The following is a 16,574-nucleotide window of genomic DNA, read 5'->3' on the forward strand; positions in this document are numbered from 1 at the left end:
CAGGACGGCGCGTGACTGCACTGAACCCCCTGCAAAAACTCTGGCTGACAGAAACCGTACGCCTGCGCGAAGAACACGCCGGCAACCTGGAAGACCTGGAAGCCAACCGCCTGGCCCGCTCGGCCGGCGGTGACCTGCCGACGCGCATCCAGCAGCGCGCCCTGCACCTGGCCGAGCGCGATGGACTCACCGCCGCCCTCACCCGCTGGCTGCAAGGCGCGCGTTTGGCGCTGGTGCTGCTGGCCATCGTCGCCGTGATCAGCGGCGCCGGACTGGCCTTTGCTGCGCTGGGTAACGGCCTGACCCCGGTGAATGTGTTCTGGGCCCTGGGCAGCCTGCTCGGTTTGAACCTGATCCTGCTGATCAGTTGGGCGCTGGGCCTGCTGTTTGCCGGCGAACACAGTGCCAGCCTGGGGCGACTGTGGTTGTGGCTCAGCGAAAAACTCGCCCGTGACGCTAAAGCGGCCCAACTGGCACCCGCGCTGTTACTGCTGCTGCAACGGCAGAAACTCAATCGCTGGGCGGTGGGTGTGCTGGTCAACAGCCTGTGGTTGTTGGCGTTGCTCAGTGCGCTGGTGATTCTTCTTACGCTGCTCGCCACCCGCCGCTACGGCTTTGTGTGGGAAACCACCATTCTTGGTGCCGACACTTTTGTCGCCGTCACCCAGGCCCTTGGCACCCTGCCCGCGTTGCTCGGCTTCAACGTGCCGAGCGTCGAGATGATCCGCGCCAGCGGCGACTCCGCGCTGAATATCGAAAGCGCCCGCCAAGCCTGGGCCGCCTGGCTGGTGGGCGTGCTGCTGGTCTACGGCCTGCTGCCCCGCCTGGTCCTCGCGCTGCTGTGCCTGTGGCGCTGGAAACGCGGGCGCGCGGCATTGCGCCTGGACCTGAACCTGCCGGGCTACAGCCAACTGCGTGAGCGTTTGATGCCGAGCAGCGAGCGCCTCGGCGTCAACGACGCCGCACCCGAACAGCTGCATCACGTCAGCGGCGGCGTCAGTGAACTGGAAAGCGACGGCGCGCTGGTGGTCGCCATCGAATTGGACGATCAACACGCTTGGCCACCCAAACTGCCGGCCAGCGTGAAGAACGCAGGCATCCTCGACAGCCGCGAATCGCGTCACAAACTGCTCGAACAACTGACGCGCTTTCCGCCCGCACGCCTGGCCATTGCCTGCGACCCGCGCCGTTCGCCCGACCGTGGCAGCCTGGCGCTGATCGCCGAGCTGGCGCGCAGCGCCACCGCCACCCGCGTGTGGTTGCTGCAAGCCCCGTCCGGCCAGGCCTTGGACGCCGAACGCTTGGGCGACTGGCACGCCGCACTGCAACAGCTTGAACTGTCGTTCGCCGATTGTGCGCCATTGAACTGGCTGGAGAGCGGTCATGACTAAGCCCCTGAAACTCGCCGTGGTCGGCCACACCAATGTCGGCAAGACCTCGCTGCTGCGCACCCTCACGCGTGACGTGGGCTTTGGCGAAGTTTCCCACCGCCCCAGCACCACGCGGCATGTCGAAGGCGCGCGTTTGTCGGTGGACGGCGAAGCCTTGCTGGAGCTGTACGACACGCCCGGACTGGAAGACGCCATCGCCCTGCTCGATTACCTGGAGCGCCTGGATCGCCCCGGCGAACGCCTCGACGGCCCGGCACGCTTGGCGCGCTTTTTGGAGGGCAGCGAAGCCCGCCAGCGCTTCGAGCAGGAAGCCAAAGTGCTGCGCCAACTGCAGGCCTCCGACGCCGGGTTGTACGTGATCGACGCCCGCGAGCCGGTACTGGCCAAGTACCGCGATGAGCTGCAAGTGCTGGCCAGCTGCGGTAAGCCGTTGCTGCCGGTGCTCAACTTTGTCAGCAGCAGCGACCACCGCGAGCCGGACTGGCGCGAAGCCCTCGCCCGCCTTGGCCTGCATGCGCTGGTGCGCTTCGACAGCGTGGCGCCGCCGGAAGACGGCGAGCGACGCTTGTATGAAAGCCTTGCCTTGCTGCTGGAGAACGCGCGGCCACAGCTGGAGCGGTTGATTCTCGACCAGCAAGCCCAACGCCAGGCCCGTCAGCAAAGCGCCGTGCGCTTGATCGCCGAGCTGCTGATCGACTGCGCCGCCTGCCGCCGCAGCGTGCTCACCGAAGATGAACAGCAAGCCATCGGTGACCTGCGCAAAGCCGTACGCCAACGTGAACAAAAATGCGTGGAAGCCTTGCTCAAATTATTCGGCTTCCGCCCGCAGGACGCCGCCGCCAGCGACCTTCCCTTGCTGGACGGGCGCTGGGGCGATGACCTGTTCAACCCGGAAACCCTCAAGCAACTGGGCGTGCGCGTCGGCGGGGGGATCGCGGCAGGCGCGGCCGCAGGGGCCGGTGTGGATTTATTGGTCGGTGGCTTGACGCTTGGCGCCGCCGCCCTGGCTGGCGCGATTGCCGGTGGCGCACTGCAAACCGCACGCAGTTATGGCAGCCGCCTGTTGGGCAAAATCAAAGGCCAGCGCGAGCTGACCGTCGACGACAGCGTGTTGCGCCTGCTCGCCCTGCGCCAACGCCAGTTGCTCAAGGCCCTCAACCTGCGCGGCCATGCGGCGATGCACAGCATCAAGGTCGACACGCCCCAGGACAAAAGCTGGCGCGAAGGCAAGTTGCCGGACGCGTTGCACAAAGCCCGCGCGCATCCGCAGTGGTCATCGCTGAACCCGAATGCCAAGCTGAGCCAGGCAGAGCGCAACGAACAGATCGAAAGCCTGGCCAACGCACTCTGAGACCAGCGCTCAACGCCCGTTACAACGTGGCGCCCCCTAGGGCTCATGCCATTTGAATCTCAAGTAGGTCTCGGCAAGCTGTTGAACCAGCGTCCTGTCGATGTCGTCAATAACGCCATCATGGTTAACATCAAAGTGAATGTTCCATTCGAGCGCCCCGTCGTTATCGAAGTCATACGCCGCGTTCCACATGACCCGTGTTTTTTTAGTGATAGGGCCGAAGCCCTTATACAGATGTAAACGGACAGTATCTGGGGTGCCGTCCTTATAAAAATCCTCGGTAAAAATATGCATATACCGCATTTAAGCAAGCCCGCTGCTGAACCAGTTAAATTTCAGATAGGCGCCGGCAAACTTGCTCAGCAACTGGTGATCACGGGTACTTTCCAGCTTATTATTTGTGACATCCCCCAAGCAGACATCAATGTCTCCGTCTTCATTGATGTCAAGCGCGTAGGCGTTATTAATCACCGCTTCTTTGCTGCCCGCCACCGTTGCGCAAAACTGCAGCACGACGGTATCTGGCCTGCCACTGTAAGAGCGGTCTTGAGCAATCACCTTTAAATAACGCATGGACCTTCTCCCTTTAGAACACGCTCACACGCTAGCGCAAGGGAGGTTTATCAACTAGGTCAGCGCGGCCATGCCGAAGGCAGGAAAGTACAACTTAACAACACCCTGCCTGTACCTTTCCCTGTCGGCAAAAGTCCCCTGTCAGCGCAACATCCCACGGGCCTTGACCTTCAACACCTCAACGTCCAACACGGGTACGTTCACGCCTTTGGCCTGTTCGTCCCAGTGACGCATGCGCAAACTCACAGCGCACAGCGGGTCCTGCTCAAAGGCTCGGGCTTCTTCGGCGCTCATCACCCCGCCCTGGTAAACCAGGGTGCGACGGCTGGCTTCACTCAAGCGCGCGTAGTAATCCGGTTGAACAAAGGTCAGGTAGCGTTTGGCCTGTACGTGATACTCGACCAACTTGGCCATGCGCTCGCTGAACCCTGCGCGGCGTAGATAATCCGCACCCAGCCGCTCATGGCTGACGACGCCATAACCGTCCATGTTCTCACCACCCTGGCCGCAGAGGTGGCCGATATCGTGGAAAAACGCCGCCAGCACCACTTCATCATCAACGCCCTCGGCCATGGCCAACTGCGCAGCCTGGGACATGTGCTCGAGCTGCGACACCGGCTCGCCGATGTAGTCCGCCGTGCCGTATTGCTCATACAAGCCGAAGACGTCGGCGATTGCCTGTTCCGGGTTCGTCACGCCGGTCCCCACAGTGTGGTGATATTGCGCTCTGCCATCGCCGGCCCCACGCTCATGCCCACGCCGGTGTGCATCAACGCCGCACTGATGCCTGGAGCAGCCCGCAGGAAGGAAAACGGCGCCGGCCCGCGCGAGCCGTACACGCCCTGCCAGCGTTCCACCACCTGGATCTTGCAGCCCAGCGTCTGCTCGGCCAGTTCGATCATCCAGTCGTCGATCTGCTCGGCATTGAAGGGCGACGCATCGCTGCCGTAGTCATGGGAGTCGCCGATGATCAGCTCGCCATGGGGTGTCGGGCTGATCAGCAGATGGATGCCGTGTTCGTGCAGGTGCGGCGCTTCACGCAGGATCTGCGCCTGCACCGGCGCGGCTTCCGGCAGATCGGCGAAAGCGCCGTAGTGCACGCAACTCAAGCCGGTGAGCAACGCGTGTTGCAGGTTCAGGTTCACCGCAGGCCGCGCACGCAGCATTTGCAGGCGGCAGATGCTCGGGTTGAGTTCGGCGATCACCTCGGCCAGTAGGGTCTGGTAGTCGTGGCCGGAGCACACGATGATCTGCTCGCCGCGAAAGCTGCCCGCCGTGCTGTGCAACTGGCCCGGTTCCACATCGCGCACCAGCGTTGAGAAGTAGAACTCCACGTTCAGCGCTTGCGCCAGGTAGTTGATCAGCGCCGGGATCGCTTCGCGCGAATACAGCTGCTGATCGTCCTTGCCATGCAGCGCGGCGCGATGATGACGGAACTGGCCGCCGTATAGATCTTTCATCGCTGCGCCTTGCAGCAGGTCAACGTTGTAGCCGTGCTCCTGTGCACGGCCGGCACAGAAGGCTTCCAGCAGATGCTCTTCCGCTTCGGTGCGGGCGAACAGGTAGGCGCCGTTGCGCTTGAGCTGCAGACCCGCCCGCTCAGCCCATTGCCCCCAGATAGCGCGACTTTCCCGTGCCAGGTCGAGCATCGGCCCCGGCGGTTGGCCGGTGACCAGCGCCTGGCCAAAGTTGCGCACCGAGGCGCCCAGCGGGGTGGCACTGCGCTCGAACACCTTGACCTTGAGGCCGCGCTTGGCGGCGGCGTAGGCATGGGACAGGCCGAGGATGCCGGCGCCGATGATCAGCAGGTCGCTGTGGTGTGTCATATCGTGATGTCCTGTTTTCCAGACCGCCATCGGGGGCAAGCCCCCTCCCACAGTTCGATTTGTGAATGCCATCCGTGTGGGAGGGGGCTTGCCCCCGATGAGGCCAGTAGCCCTAACGAAAAACCTTACTGCCCTGCCACTTTCTCCGACTTGCCGTCATAGCGCTTACGCCACTCGGTCAAAATGCTGTCGCGGTTCTTCGAGGCCCAGGCAAAGTCGTTCTTGATCAGGCGCTGTTCATAATCGGCCGGCAATTCGGTCTGCGGCTTGGCAATGCCGGGCTGGGCGAGGACGGCGAAGTTGTCCTTGTACAGGTCCATGGCAGCTGGGCTTGCGGAGAAGTCGGCGAGTTTTTTCGCGGCGTCGGCGTGGGCCGTGCCTTTGATCACCGCCGTGGCTTCGATGTCCCAGCCCAGGCCTTCCTTCGGCAGGATGATGTCCAGCGGCGCGCCCTGGCGCTTCAACTGCACGGCCGGGTATTCGAACGAAATCCCGATCGGGAATTCACCCGACGCTGCCAGCTTGCACGGCTTGGAGCCGGAGTGAACGTACTGCCCGATGTTCTGGTGCAGGTCGTCCATGTACTGCCAGCCTTGCTTCTCGCCAAAGGTCTGCAGCCAGGCGCTCACATCCAGGAAGCCAGTGCCGGAAGACGCCGGGTTGGGCATGACGATCTTGCCCTTGTACTCAGGCTTGGTCAGGTCCTGCCAACTCACCGGCTTGGTCAGGCCCTGTTTCTCGGCCTCCACAGTGTTGAAGCAGATCGTCGCGGCCCACACATCCATGCCGACCCAGGCCGGTGGGTTGGCGGCGTCGCGGTAGTTCTTGCCGATCTTGTCCAGGTCCTTGGGTGCGTAGTTGTCCAGCATGCCCTGCTGGTCGAGGATCGCCAGGCTGGAGGCGGCCAGGCCCCACACCACATCGGCCTGCGGGCGGGCTTTCTCGGCCAGCAGCTTGGCGGTGATGATGCCAGTGGAGTCGCGTACCCATTTGATTTCGATATCGGGGTTGGCCTTTTCGAAGGCCTGCTTATAGGTCTTCAACTGCTCGGCTTCGAGGGCCGTGTACACGGTCAACTCGGTCTTGGCGAAGGCATTCAGGCTGAATGCAGTGAGTACGGCAGCGACCAGCGCCAGGGGCTTGAACATGAAACACCTCCTTCAGGATTATTGGCCCGGCGCGGTCTGGCGCCAGGCTTGGGAGCGGCGCAGCGCGCCATGTGAAGCCCACGCCAGCAGCAGCGAGACGCCGGCCGAGGTGAACAGAATCAAAGTGGACATGGCCGCCGCACCGCCGACGTTGCCGGCGTCGTCCATATTCAGCACGGCGACGGCGGCGAGGATGGTGTCCGGGCTGTAGAGAAAGATCGCGGCGGACACGGTGGTCATCGCCGACACAAACAGGTAGCGCACGATGTCCAGCAGCGCCGGCAGGCAGATCGGCACCGTCACTTTCAAGTAATGGCGGTACAGCGGCGCTTTGAGTGACAGCGCGGCGGCTTCGAACTCCGCGTCGAGCTGACGCAGTGCAGTGGTGGCGGTCATCTGTGCGGTGGTCAGGTAGTGCGCGATGGTGCACACCACCAGCAGGGTCATGGTCCCGTAGAACACATGCAGGGGGTTGCCGTTGAGGTTGAAAAAGAACACGTAGCCCAGGCCCAGTACCAACCCAGGCACCGCCATCGGCACAAAACTGAGCATGCGCAGCGCCAGGTTCAAGCCCTTTTGGCCCTTGGTCTTTTCCATCAGATAGGCCCCGGTGAAGATCAGCACGCTGCCGATCAACGCCGTGCACAGCGCCATGGTCAGGCTGTTGCGGTAGGCCAGCCAGCCGCCGCCGGCGGTGTCTTCGAACTGATAGTGGTTAAGGGACAGCGACAGGTTGTACGGCCAGAATTTCACCAGCGACGAATACACCGCCATGCCGAACACCAGCAGCAACACGGCACAGATCAACAGCACGATACTCAGATAGCAGCCGTCCCTCAGGCGCGAGGGTGCCGGCTGGAACACTTGGGCGCGGCCACTCATGGAATCGCCGTGGCGACGACGCAGCCAGGCATCCACGCCAAAGCTGAACAGCGCCGGCAGCAGCAGCACCATGCCGATCAATGCGCCACGCCCGAACTGCTGCTGGCCAACCACGGCTTTGTAGGCCTCAAGCGCCAGCACCTGATAATCGCCGCCCACCACCACGGGCACACCGAAGTCGGTGATGGTCAGGGTAAACACCAGGCAAAACGCGGCGAACACCGCCTGGCGTGTGGCCGGCCAGGTGATACTGCGAAACGCCCGAGCCGGGCTCGCGCCCATGCTGGAAGCCGCATCAAACAGCCGCGCATCCGCCAGGGATAACGCCGACAGCAGAATCATCAAGGCATGTGGAAAGGTGTAGATCACCTCACCCAGCACAATGCCCCAGAAGCCGTAGATATTGTCCGAGAGCAGCCCGCGCAGCATGCCTTGGTTGCCGAACAGGTACACCAGCGCAATGCCCGGCAACATCGACGGCGCCATCAACGGCAGCAGCGACAGGCCGCGCCAGATCGCCTTGCCGGGAATCAGCGTACGTTGCAGCGCGTAGGCAAACAGGTAGGCCAGCGGTACGACGATGGCCGCCACGCTGAGGGAGACTTTGAGGCTATTGCCCAGCAGCCAGTGGAAGTTGTCGCTCGTGACCAGTTCCCGCGCGGCGACCAGACCACCGCCCTGCCCGGCTTCGCTGCTGAAACCGCGCCAGAAGATCGCCAGCAATGGCAGCAGCACGGCGATGCCCAGCAGCAACAGCCACAACAGCTTGCCGCCGAGCACGAAAATACGGTCGCCCGTTTCGGCGCGGGAAGCCTGGCGCGGCAGCGTCATCACCGTAGCCATCTCAGGCAAACACCTGCAGGCTGCGCGGCGGCAAGGCCACCCAGATATCCTGGGCGCCCAGGCGCGGCATGGCTTCCGGCGCCAATTCGGCCAGTAACGGGTGGCCGGGCAATTGCTCCAGTTCAAAGCTCATGCGGCAGCGGTTGCCGAGGAAGGTGATCTCACGGACCTTGGCCGGGAACAGGTTCTCTTCGTGCACCGGCGGGTTGATGCTGATCGCCTCCGGGCGGCAGAACAGGCGCCCGGACTTGGCCGCACCGGCATCGTCGGCCAAGCGCATGTTCATGCCGCCGACCTGGGCGTGGCTGGCACTGTTGCGGCTGAACGGCAGCCAATTGCCCTGGCCGACGAACTCCGCCACGAACGGCGTGGCCGGGCGGTCGTAGATCTCCTGGGGCGTGGCGTATTGCTCGACCTTGCCGTTGTTCATCACGGCAATGCGGTCGGCCATCAGCATGGCTTCGTCCTGGTTGTGGGTGACCATCAACGTGGTGATACCCAGGCGTCGTTGCAGTTGGCGCAACTCGGTGCACAGATGCTCGCGCACGCGGGCGTCGAGGGCTGACATCGGTTCATCCAGCAGCAATAACGACGGCGCCGGGGCCAAGGCACGCGCCAGGGCGACCCGCTGCTGTTGGCCACCCGAGAGTTGCCCGGGGTATTTCTTTTCGCTGCCCAGCAGGCCAACCAATTCCAGCATCTGGCCAACGCGCTGGCGTACTTCATCACGACCGCTGCCGGTGAGGCCGTAGCCGATGTTCGCTTCGACGGTGAGGTTGGGAAACAGCGCGTAGGACTGGAACAGAATGCCGTAGTCCCGTGCCTGGGGCGGCAGCAGGGAAACATCGCGGTTGCCCAGGTAAAGTTCGCCGCTGTCCTGGCGCTCCAGCCCGGCGATGCAGCGCAGCAAGGTGGTCTTGCCGCAGCCGGACGGGCCCAGCAGGCACACCAGCTCGCCGGCGGCGACGTCCAGGGAGACGTTATCCAGCGCGGTAAAGGCGCCGAAGCGTTTCTGGATACCGCGCACCTTCATCGGCGCGCCGGGTTGGGTCAGGGCTGTGTTCATGGTGGCACCTCATCAAACTGATGAAGGCCATGCTAGGCAGGCAATGCGTCCCTGATGTGGCAGAAAGGCAAAACGCGGTGATAGTGGTATTGGTGGATTTGGGTAGGGCTCTCAGCGGTGATTTGCCTGGTCTATCGCTATCGGGGCAAGCCCCCTCCCACACTTGACCGAGTTCCAAGATGAGGCTTGCCCCCGATTGGCCCTCAAGGCAGCCACACACCTCTAAATTGGCGACATTTCCTGCGCCAACCCCAGAAACGCCGCCGGCAACCGCGCGCCCTTTCGTTCCTTCAGGCAGTACAGGTATTCCGGAATCTGCGGCGCATTCTCGATCGTCAGCACCCGCAGCTGCGGGTCATGAGGCACTTCCTGACGGGCAATGATACTGATGCCGATATTGCGCAGCACCGCTTCACGAATGGATTCGCGGCTGCCGATTTCCAGCAGCGGGCCGTAACTCACGCCGGCGCCCTGCAGCATGTCTTCGGTCAACCTGCGGGTGGTGGAGCCGGCCTCACGCATCAACAGCGTGTGCCCTGCCAACGCGTTCAACGACACATGATCAAGCTGGGCCAGTGGATGATTGCGATGCACCGCCAACACCAGCGGATCAGTGCCCAATACGCGGCGAATCAGGCGTGGGTCTTCCAGCAATTGCGAGGAGGCGGCGACGTCGACGCGATAATCGTCCAGCGCTTCCAGCACTTGCTGGGAGTTGCCGATTTCTACCGACACCTCCACCTGCGGCAGGCGTTCGCGGAAGGCTTTGACCAAATCGAGGATGTAATACGGCGCGGTCGCGGCAATTCTCAATGCACCCTGGACCTGGCCATTGTTGCGCAGGAAGAACTCGATATCCGCTTCCTGCTGCAACAGCGCCTTGACCATCGGCAGCAGGCGCGCGCCGTCATCGCTGACGGTGAGGCGGCGGCCGCCTCGGTAGAACAGCTCGACGCCGTATTGGCTTTCCAGGTTACGGACCTGGGTGGTGACCGTGGGTTGGCTCAGGCCGAGCTTTTTCGCCGCCTGGGTGATGCTGCCCAGGCGGGCGACCATGTAAAACGCCTTCAACTCGGCACTCAGCACACCACCCTCTCATCGACTATTTGCGCAACAGGCGCAGGCCATTGAACACCACCAACAGGCTCACGCCCATGTCGGCGAACACCGCCATCCACATGGTGGCCATGCCCAGGAAGGTCACGGCGAGAAAAATCGCCTTGATCACCAGCGCCAGGGCGATGTTCTGTTTGAGGATACTCGACGTTTGCCGCGACAGACGAATGAATGCCGGAATCTTGCGCAGGTCATCATCCATCAGCGCTACGTCAGCGGTCTCGATGGCGGTGTCGGTACCGGCGGCGGCCATGGCAAAACCGATCTCGGCACGGGCCAGCGCCGGTGCGTCGTTGATGCCGTCGCCGACCATGCCCACGCGATGGCCTTGGCCGTAGAGGGTTTCGATGGCTTGCAGTTTATCGGTAGGCAACAGGTCGCCCTGGGCCTGGTCGATGCCGACCTGGGCAGCAATCGCCTGGGCGGTGTGGGTGTTGTCGCCGGTGAGCATCAGGGTCTTGATGCCCAGTTCGTGCAGTTGCTGGATGGCCTCACGGCTGCTGTCCTTGACCGTGTCGGCCACGGCGAACAGTGCCAGCGGGCCGGATGTGTCGAGCAGCAGCACCACGGACTTGCCCTGTTTCTCGAGGGCGAAGAGTTTCTCTTCCAGCGCCGGCGAGCAGAGGCCCAGGTCTTCCACCAGGCGGTGGTTGCCCAAGTGGTAGGTTTCGCCATTGATATCCCCGCGCACGCCGCGACCGGCCAGGGCCTCGAAGTTATCCACAACGTGGGTGGGCAGGTTTTTATCCACAGCCGCGTTGGCAATCGCCAGCGACACCGGGTGGTCGGAACGCCCGGCCAGACTGGCGGCCAGGGCCGGCGCGCTGTCTTCGACGTTAGGGAACAGCGCCAGGTAATCGGTTTGCACCGGCTTGCCGTGGGTGATGGTGCCGGTCTTGTCGAGGGCCAGGTAGTCGAGCTTGTAACCGCCCTCCAGGTACACGCCGCCCTTGATCAGGATGCCTTTGCGCGCCGCCGCAGCGAGACCGCTGACGATGGTCACTGGGGTGGAAATCACCAGCGCACACGGGCATGCCACCACCAGCAGCACCAGGGCACGGTAGATCCAGTCGAACCAGACGCCAGCCATGAACAGCGGCGGAATAATGGCCACGCCCAGGGCAAACAGGAACACGGCCGGGGTGTAGATTTTCGAAAACCTGTCGACGAACCGCTGGGTCGGCGCCCGTGCGCCTTGGGCCTGTTCCACCGCGTGAATGATGCGCGCCAGGGTGGAGTTGTTGGCCGCCGCGGTCACTTTATATTCCAGGGAACCGGCCTGGTTGATGGTGCCGGCGAAGACTTTATCGCCCACGGTCTTTTCAATCGGCAGGCTTTCACCGGTGATCGGCGCCTGGTCGATGGTGGATTGGCCGGCAGTGACTTCACCGTCCAGGCCGATGCGTTCGCCGGGTTTAACCCGCACGATGGCACCCATTTCTATGCTTTTGACCTCTTTTTCAACCCACGTGCCGTCAGCCTGCTGCACGGTGGCCTGCTCGGGTGTCATCTGCATCAAGCCGCTGATGGCATTACGCGCGCGATCCAGGGATTTGGCTTCGATCAACTCGGCGACAGTAAACAGAAACATCACCATCGCGGCTTCCGGCCACTGGCCAATCAGGATCGCGCCGGTCACCGCGATACTCATCAAGGCATTGATGTTCAGGTTGAGGTTTTTCAGGGCAATCCAGCCCTTTTTGTACGTGGTGAGGCCGCCGCTGAGGATTGACACCAACGCCACCACCGCGATCACCCAGGTGGGCGCGGCGTCAGTGAAGTGCAGCACTTCGGCAGCCAACGCGCCGACGCCGGACAACGCCAGCGGCCACCAGTGTTTCTTGGCGGGCGGCTCAGCGGCAGGCGTACCTTCTTCGATGGGATCGGCCTGCATGCCGAGGGATTTGATCGCGTCGATGATCGGCGCGGTGCTCGGCAGGTCATGGGTGACGCCGAGGATGCGGTTGATCAGGTTGAATTCCAGCTGCTGCACGCCCGCAAGCTTGCCCAGTTTGTTCTGGATCAGCGTCTGCTCGGTGGGGCAGTCCATGGCTTCGATGCGAAAGGTGCTCAGCCGCGAACCGGCGGTGGGCGCTTCGCTCAGTTGCACCAACGCAGGGGCCGGCGTGCCGGAACAGCAGGAGCCGCCATGGCCGTGGTCATGCACGGGGGTCAATTTCTTCGGGCCATGATCGTGATCATGGTCATGCTTGTGCGGGGTGTGGATGGAATCGCTCATTCTGTCGCGTCCGTAGAGGTGCCTGTTGCCAAGTAAAGACCCTGTAGCCACTATAGGGTCAAGCACCCATTTGGAGATTGCTGCGATGAAGATCGGCGAATTGGCCAAACTGACCGACTGCCCGGTGGAAACCATCCGTTATTACGAGAAGGAAGGCCTGCTGCCGCCCCCGGCGCGCACTGACGCCAACTACCGCGTGTACACCCAGGCGCACACCGAGCGGCTGGTCTTTATCCGCAACTGCCGCAGCCTGGACATGACCCTGGAAGAAATCCGCAGCCTGCTCGGGCTACGGGACAGCCCGCAGGACCAATGCGAAAACGTAAATGCGTTGATCGATGAGCATATCCACCATGTGAAAGCGCGGATCGACGGGCTGCTGGCGCTGCAGGAGCAATTGCTGGACCTGCGCCAGCGCTGTGGCGGCGGGGATCATTGCGGGATTTTGCAGCAACTGGAGGTGAGCGGAGGTGTTGCCGCCAGCGAGGCAGAGCCCTCGCATGTGGGCAGAAGCCACGGCCATTAATTCAAGCGACACGGTTCAAATGTGGGAGGGGGCTTGCCCCCGATGGCGGCGTGTCAGTCACCGATGACTTAACTGACCCACCGCTATCGGGAGCAAGCCCCCTCCCACATTTAGACCGAGACCGTCTTTAAATAGCGACGTCGGCCTTGATGCTTGGGTCAGCGTCGTAGCCTACGATTTCAAAATCTTCGAATTTATAATCGTAGATCGACGCAGGCTTACGCTTGATCACCAGTTCCGGCAACTTTTTCGGTGTGCGCGCCAACTGGGTGCGAATCTGCTCCATATGATTGCTGTAGGCGTGGGTGTCGCCGGTGGTGACGATGATCTCGTGAGGAATCAGATCACATTGCTGGGCCAGCATATGGGTGAGCAACGCCAGCGCGGCGGTGTTGTACGGCAGGCCGAGAAACACGTCGGAGCTGCGGATATACAACTGCATCGACAAGTGACCGTCGTGTACGAACGCCTGGTACAACAGGTGGCACGGCGGCAGGGCTTGTTTACCGTTGCGCGCGTTTTCCTGCGGGCTCTTGGTTTCGTCGGGCAGGTACTCGACGTTCCAGCCGTGGAACAGGATGCGACGGCTGTTAGGGTTGGTCTTGAGCGTATGGACCATGTAGTCGATCTGGTTGATCGTGCCGCCGTCCTTGGTCGGCCAGGCGGTCCACTGCTCGCCGTATACCGGACCGAGGTCACCGTCTTCGGTGGCCCACTCGTCCCAGATTTTCACGCCGTTTTCGTTGAGCCACTTGATGTTGGTGTTGCCGCTCAACATCCAGATCAGCTCGTTGGCGATACTTTTGAAGTGAAGCTTCTTGGTGGTCAGCAACGGGAAGCCGTCGGCCAAGTTATGCCGATACTGACGGGCGAACACCGCTTTGGTGCCGGTGCCGGTGCGATCGCCCTTGGTCAATCCATTGGTCACGACGTCGTTCAGTAGTTCGAGATATTGCTTCATTTGGGTACCCGTATCGTTGAAGCCGAGGCCTGGAAGCCTCGGCATTCGAATTTATAGCGCGGTGTTCTTCAAAGGCTGCGGGCGGTTGTAGGCCCACCACAGCAGGCCCAGGCCGCCCAGGATCATCGGCAGGCTGAGGATCTGGCCCATGGTCACCCAACCGAACGCCAGGTAGCCCAGTTGCGCATCCGGCACGCGCACGAACTCGACGACAAAGCGGAAGATCCCGTAGAACAACGCGAACATGCCCGACACCGCCATGGTGGGGCGCGGCTTGCGCGAGAAGATGTACAGGATAAGGAACAGTGCCACACCTTCCAACGCGAACTGGTAGAGCTGCGACGGGTGGCGCGGCAATTGCGCCGGGTCGCTGAACGGCGGGAAGATCATCGCCCACGGCACGTCGGTCGGCTTGCCCCACAACTCGGCGTTGATGAAGTTACCGATACGCCCGGCGCCCAGGCCGATCGGCACCATCGGCGCAACGAAGTCCATCAGTTGGAAAAACGACTTGCCATTGCGGCGACCGAACCACCAGGCCGCGATCATCACGCCGATAAAGCCGCCGTGGAACGCCATGCCGCCTTTCCACACTTCGAAGATCAGCGTCGGGTTGGCGATGTACGCGGAGAGGTCGTAAAACAGCACATACCCCAGGCGCCCACCGACGATCACCCCCATCGACAGCCAGAAAATCAGGTCGGAGAGCTTCTCCTTGGTCCAGGTCGGATCGAAACGGTTCAGGCGTCGGGAAGCCAGAAACCAGGCACCGCCGATGCCAATCAGGTACATCAACCCGTACCAGTGGATTTTCAGCGGACCGATGGCCAGGGCCACCGGGTCGATCTGCGGGTAAGGCAGCATTGCGACTCCTCGTTAAATCATTCGTGATGGCGCCGGACCATGCCGGGGCGCGATTAAGCCTGCATTACTCAAGTTGTTTAAAGCAAAAAGTTTATGCCGACGCAGAACAGCAACCCGGCGAACAACCGCTTGAGCAAACGCGGCGACAACCGATGTGCCAGGCGTGCGCCGAAGCGGGCAAACACCATGCTGGTCAGGGCAATGCCCAACAGTGCCGGCAAATACACGAACCCTAGACTATGAGCGGGCAACAGTGGGTCATGCCAGCCCAGAATCATGAAACTTAAAGCGCTGGCCAGCGCAATCGGCAGGCCACAGGCCGATGAGGTGGCCACCGCTTGCTGCATCGGCACGCTGCGCCAGGTCAGGAACGGCACGGTCAGCGAGCCGCCGCCAATCCCGAAAATCGCCGAGGCCCAGCCAATCACCGTGCCCGCCAGGGTCAGGCCGACCTTGCCCGGCACCGTCCGGCTGGCTTTGGGCTTGACCTCCAGGGCCAACTGCACGGCCACCAGCAGGGCGAACACGCCAATGATCTTCTGCAGGTGCGGGCCGGAAATCGCTTCGGCAGTCAGCGCACCGAAGCCGGCGCCGATCAGGATGCCCACGGTCATCCACACGAAGATCGGCCAACGCACCGCGCCACGCCGGTGGTGCTCACGCACCGCGTTCACCGAGGTAAAGATGATTGTTGCCAAGGACGTGCCCACGGCCAGGTGGGTCAGCACCTGCGGGTCGAAGCCCTGCAAGGTGAAGCTGAACACCAGCACCGGCACGATGATAATCCCGCCGCCCACGCCGAATAGCCCGGCGAGCACGCCCGCACAGGCGCCAAGCAGCAAATACAGCAGAAATTCCATGGGAGCCCCCCAACCAAGTCCGGCATGTTAACGGATGGAAGGCATGCGACCCAACTGGATACGATGGAACGCTGCAGCCGGTGTGGGTAGAGTGGCAAAAAAACACAAAAGGGATCGCCTGATGTGCCTGATTGTTTTCGCCTGGCGGCCGGACCATGCCCAGCCGCTGATCGTTGCGGCCAACCGCGATGAGTTCTACGCCCGCCCCAGCCTGCCGCTGGCCCAGTGGCCGGATGCGCCCGATGTCTATGCCGGTCGCGACCAGGAAGCGGGGGGCACTTGGCTGGGTGTGAATGCCGATGGGCGTTTTGCCGCCCTGACCAATATCCGCGATCCCCACCAGCCGCCGGCACGCAAGTCCCGAGGGGAACTGGTGGCGCGTTTTCTCAACGGTTCACTGCCGATTGAGGACTATTTGGCCGACGTTAACGGCCGTTCGATTGAATATGCCGGGTTTAACCTGCTGGTGGGCACGCGGGATGAGTTATGGCATTACAACGCCAACCATACCGAGCCAACGCGGTTGAAGGCTGGGGTGTACGGGTTATCCAATGCGGGGTTGGATACGCCGTGGCCTAAGTTGCTCAAGGCCAAGGCGGCGTTGAGCGAACTACTTGGGGACCCGCAGCCGGAGGCGTTACTGGGGATTTTGAGTGATCCACAGACGGCGCCGTTTGCGGACCTGCCAGATACAGGGGTGGGATTGGCGACGGAAAGCCTTTTATCCAGCGTGTTTATTGCCAGCCCGAGTTACGGGACGCGGGCGAGTACGGCGCTGATTGTGAATGCCGACGGGACGCGGCGGATGGTGGAGCGTAGTTTTGGACCGCATGGCGGCAGACTGGGCGAGGTAGAACTCCTCCTGTAGTGAGCGGGCTTGCCACGCGCTGGGTGGCGAAGCCGCCCCACACCCCGCTAAGCGGTTCTA

Annotated in this window: 16 protein-coding genes; 4 read left to right on the top strand and 12 right to left on the bottom strand. The window is 62.4% G+C overall.

Annotation, left to right across the window (positions count from 1 at the left end; translation table 11 throughout):
* The first annotated feature begins 11 nt into the window (after positions 1-11).
* Together ACI512_RS01430 and ACI512_RS01435 are read left to right on the top strand one after the other, a co-directional pair.
* Complete coding sequence (locus ACI512_RS01430; RefSeq protein WP_236378266.1) at positions 12-1,391, top strand: DUF2868 domain-containing protein; 1,380 nt, start codon at positions 12-14, stop codon at positions 1,389-1,391.
* A complete protein-coding gene (locus ACI512_RS01435; protein WP_064054341.1) occupies positions 1,384-2,742 on the top strand; it encodes a DUF3482 domain-containing protein in 1,359 nt (452 codons plus the stop codon). Before ACI512_RS01430 ends, ACI512_RS01435 begins: the two co-directional genes overlap by 8 nt.
* 36 nt (positions 2,743-2,778) lie before the next feature.
* Here the strand turns inward: ACI512_RS01435 and ACI512_RS01440 are convergent, their stop codons facing one another.
* The 9 genes from ACI512_RS01440 to ACI512_RS01480 all read right to left on the bottom strand — a co-directional run bounded on the left by ACI512_RS01440 (position 2,779) and on the right by ACI512_RS01480 (position 12,435).
* Positions 2,779-3,036 carry a hypothetical protein gene (locus tag ACI512_RS01440; protein WP_236378264.1) on the bottom strand — a complete coding sequence of 86 codons (258 nt, stop codon included), beginning with the start codon at positions 3,034-3,036 and terminating at the stop codon, positions 2,779-2,781.
* Between the two features lie 9 nt (positions 3,037-3,045).
* Positions 3,046-3,315, bottom strand: a complete 270-nt coding sequence (locus tag ACI512_RS01445) for a hypothetical protein (RefSeq protein ID WP_236378262.1) — start codon at positions 3,313-3,315, stop codon at positions 3,046-3,048.
* 141 nt (positions 3,316-3,456) lie between these two features.
* A complete protein-coding gene (locus ACI512_RS01450; protein ID WP_236378261.1) occupies positions 3,457-4,011 on the bottom strand; it encodes a phosphonate degradation HD-domain oxygenase in 555 nt (184 codons plus the stop codon).
* Positions 4,008-5,141, bottom strand: a complete 1,134-nt coding sequence (locus ACI512_RS01455; RefSeq protein ID WP_236378259.1) for a TIGR03364 family FAD-dependent oxidoreductase — start codon at positions 5,139-5,141, stop codon at positions 4,008-4,010. The genes ACI512_RS01450 and ACI512_RS01455 overlap by 4 nt, the downstream gene beginning before the upstream one ends.
* A 125-nt stretch (positions 5,142-5,266) precedes the next feature.
* The gene (locus ACI512_RS01460) at positions 5,267-6,289 is read right to left on the bottom strand and encodes a putative 2-aminoethylphosphonate ABC transporter substrate-binding protein (RefSeq protein WP_015886383.1); all 1,023 of its coding nucleotides are present in this window, start codon (positions 6,287-6,289) and stop codon (positions 5,267-5,269) included.
* Positions 6,290-6,307: 18 nt separating this feature from the next.
* Positions 6,308-8,014 carry a putative 2-aminoethylphosphonate ABC transporter permease subunit gene (locus ACI512_RS01465; RefSeq protein WP_236378255.1) on the bottom strand — a complete coding sequence of 569 codons (1,707 nt, stop codon included), beginning with the start codon at positions 8,012-8,014 and terminating at the stop codon, positions 6,308-6,310.
* Position 8,015: 1 nt separating this feature from the next.
* Positions 8,016-9,080 carry a putative 2-aminoethylphosphonate ABC transporter ATP-binding protein gene (locus ACI512_RS01470; protein WP_015886385.1) on the bottom strand — a complete coding sequence of 355 codons (1,065 nt, stop codon included), beginning with the start codon at positions 9,078-9,080 and terminating at the stop codon, positions 8,016-8,018.
* A 222-nt stretch (positions 9,081-9,302) separates the two neighbouring features.
* Complete coding sequence (locus ACI512_RS01475; protein WP_046034919.1) at positions 9,303-10,166, bottom strand: LysR family transcriptional regulator; 864 nt, start codon at positions 10,164-10,166, stop codon at positions 9,303-9,305.
* Positions 10,167-10,182: 16 nt separating this feature from the next.
* Complete coding sequence (locus ACI512_RS01480) at positions 10,183-12,435, bottom strand: heavy metal translocating P-type ATPase (protein WP_231807814.1); 2,253 nt, start codon at positions 12,433-12,435, stop codon at positions 10,183-10,185.
* A gap of 85 nt (positions 12,436-12,520) precedes the next feature.
* On the opposite strand from ACI512_RS01480, the gene cadR reads away from it, so the two are divergent.
* Complete coding sequence (cadR, locus tag ACI512_RS01485) at positions 12,521-12,961, top strand: Cd(II)/Pb(II)-responsive transcriptional regulator (RefSeq protein WP_015886388.1); 441 nt, start codon at positions 12,521-12,523, stop codon at positions 12,959-12,961.
* Positions 12,962-13,088: 127 nt separating this feature from the next.
* Here the strand turns inward: cadR and ACI512_RS01490 are convergent, their stop codons facing one another.
* From ACI512_RS01490 to ACI512_RS01500, 3 genes are all read right to left on the bottom strand, one after another.
* Positions 13,089-13,922 (bottom strand): thymidylate synthase, encoded by an 834-nt coding sequence (locus ACI512_RS01490; protein ID WP_015886389.1) that lies wholly within the window; start codon positions 13,920-13,922, stop codon positions 13,089-13,091.
* 51 nt (positions 13,923-13,973) lie between these two features.
* A complete protein-coding gene (gene lgt / locus ACI512_RS01495; RefSeq protein WP_064054347.1) occupies positions 13,974-14,786 on the bottom strand; it encodes a prolipoprotein diacylglyceryl transferase in 813 nt (270 codons plus the stop codon).
* Positions 14,787-14,863: 77 nt separating this feature from the next.
* On the bottom strand, positions 14,864-15,646 hold the full coding sequence (locus ACI512_RS01500) for a sulfite exporter TauE/SafE family protein (protein WP_236378243.1): 783 nt from the start codon (positions 15,644-15,646) through the stop codon (positions 14,864-14,866).
* A 121-nt stretch (positions 15,647-15,767) separates the two neighbouring features.
* On the opposite strand from ACI512_RS01500, the gene ACI512_RS01505 reads away from it, so the two are divergent.
* On the top strand, positions 15,768-16,514 hold the full coding sequence (locus ACI512_RS01505; protein WP_015886392.1) for an NRDE family protein: 747 nt from the start codon (positions 15,768-15,770) through the stop codon (positions 16,512-16,514).
* Positions 16,515-16,574: the final 60 nt, after the last annotated feature.

The organism is Pseudomonas petroselini (assembly GCF_045037875.1).
Taxonomy (GTDB): Bacteria; Pseudomonadota; Gammaproteobacteria; order Pseudomonadales; family Pseudomonadaceae; genus Aquipseudomonas; species Aquipseudomonas petroselini.

Coding starts and splice junctions, on each gene's coding strand:
- ACI512_RS01460 (WP_015886383.1), bottom strand. CDS start 6,289: ATGTTCAAGCCCCTGGCGCTGGTCGCTGCCGTACTCACTGCATTCAGC.
- ACI512_RS01440 (WP_236378264.1), bottom strand. CDS start 3,036: ATGCATATTTTTACCGAGGATTTTTATAAGGACGGCACCCCAGATACT.
- ACI512_RS01500 (WP_236378243.1), bottom strand. CDS start 15,646: ATGGAATTTCTGCTGTATTTGCTGCTTGGCGCCTGTGCGGGCGTGCTC.
- ACI512_RS01505 (WP_015886392.1), top strand. CDS start 15,768: ATGTGCCTGATTGTTTTCGCCTGGCGGCCGGACCATGCCCAGCCGCTG.
- ACI512_RS01490 (WP_015886389.1), bottom strand. CDS start 13,922: ATGAAGCAATATCTCGAACTACTGAACGACGTCGTGACCAATGGATTG.
- ACI512_RS01470 (WP_015886385.1), bottom strand. CDS start 9,080: ATGAACACAGCCCTGACCCAACCCGGCGCGCCGATGAAGGTGCGCGGT.
- lgt (WP_064054347.1), bottom strand. CDS start 14,786: ATGCTGCCTTACCCGCAGATCGACCCGGTGGCCCTGGCCATCGGTCCG.
- ACI512_RS01435 (WP_064054341.1), top strand. CDS start 1,384: ATGACTAAGCCCCTGAAACTCGCCGTGGTCGGCCACACCAATGTCGGC.
- ACI512_RS01480 (WP_231807814.1), bottom strand. CDS start 12,435: ATGAGCGATTCCATCCACACCCCGCACAAGCATGACCATGATCACGAT.
- ACI512_RS01465 (WP_236378255.1), bottom strand. CDS start 8,014: ATGGCTACGGTGATGACGCTGCCGCGCCAGGCTTCCCGCGCCGAAACG.
- ACI512_RS01445 (WP_236378262.1), bottom strand. CDS start 3,315: ATGCGTTATTTAAAGGTGATTGCTCAAGACCGCTCTTACAGTGGCAGG.
- cadR (WP_015886388.1), top strand. CDS start 12,521: ATGAAGATCGGCGAATTGGCCAAACTGACCGACTGCCCGGTGGAAACC.
- ACI512_RS01455 (WP_236378259.1), bottom strand. CDS start 5,141: ATGACACACCACAGCGACCTGCTGATCATCGGCGCCGGCATCCTCGGC.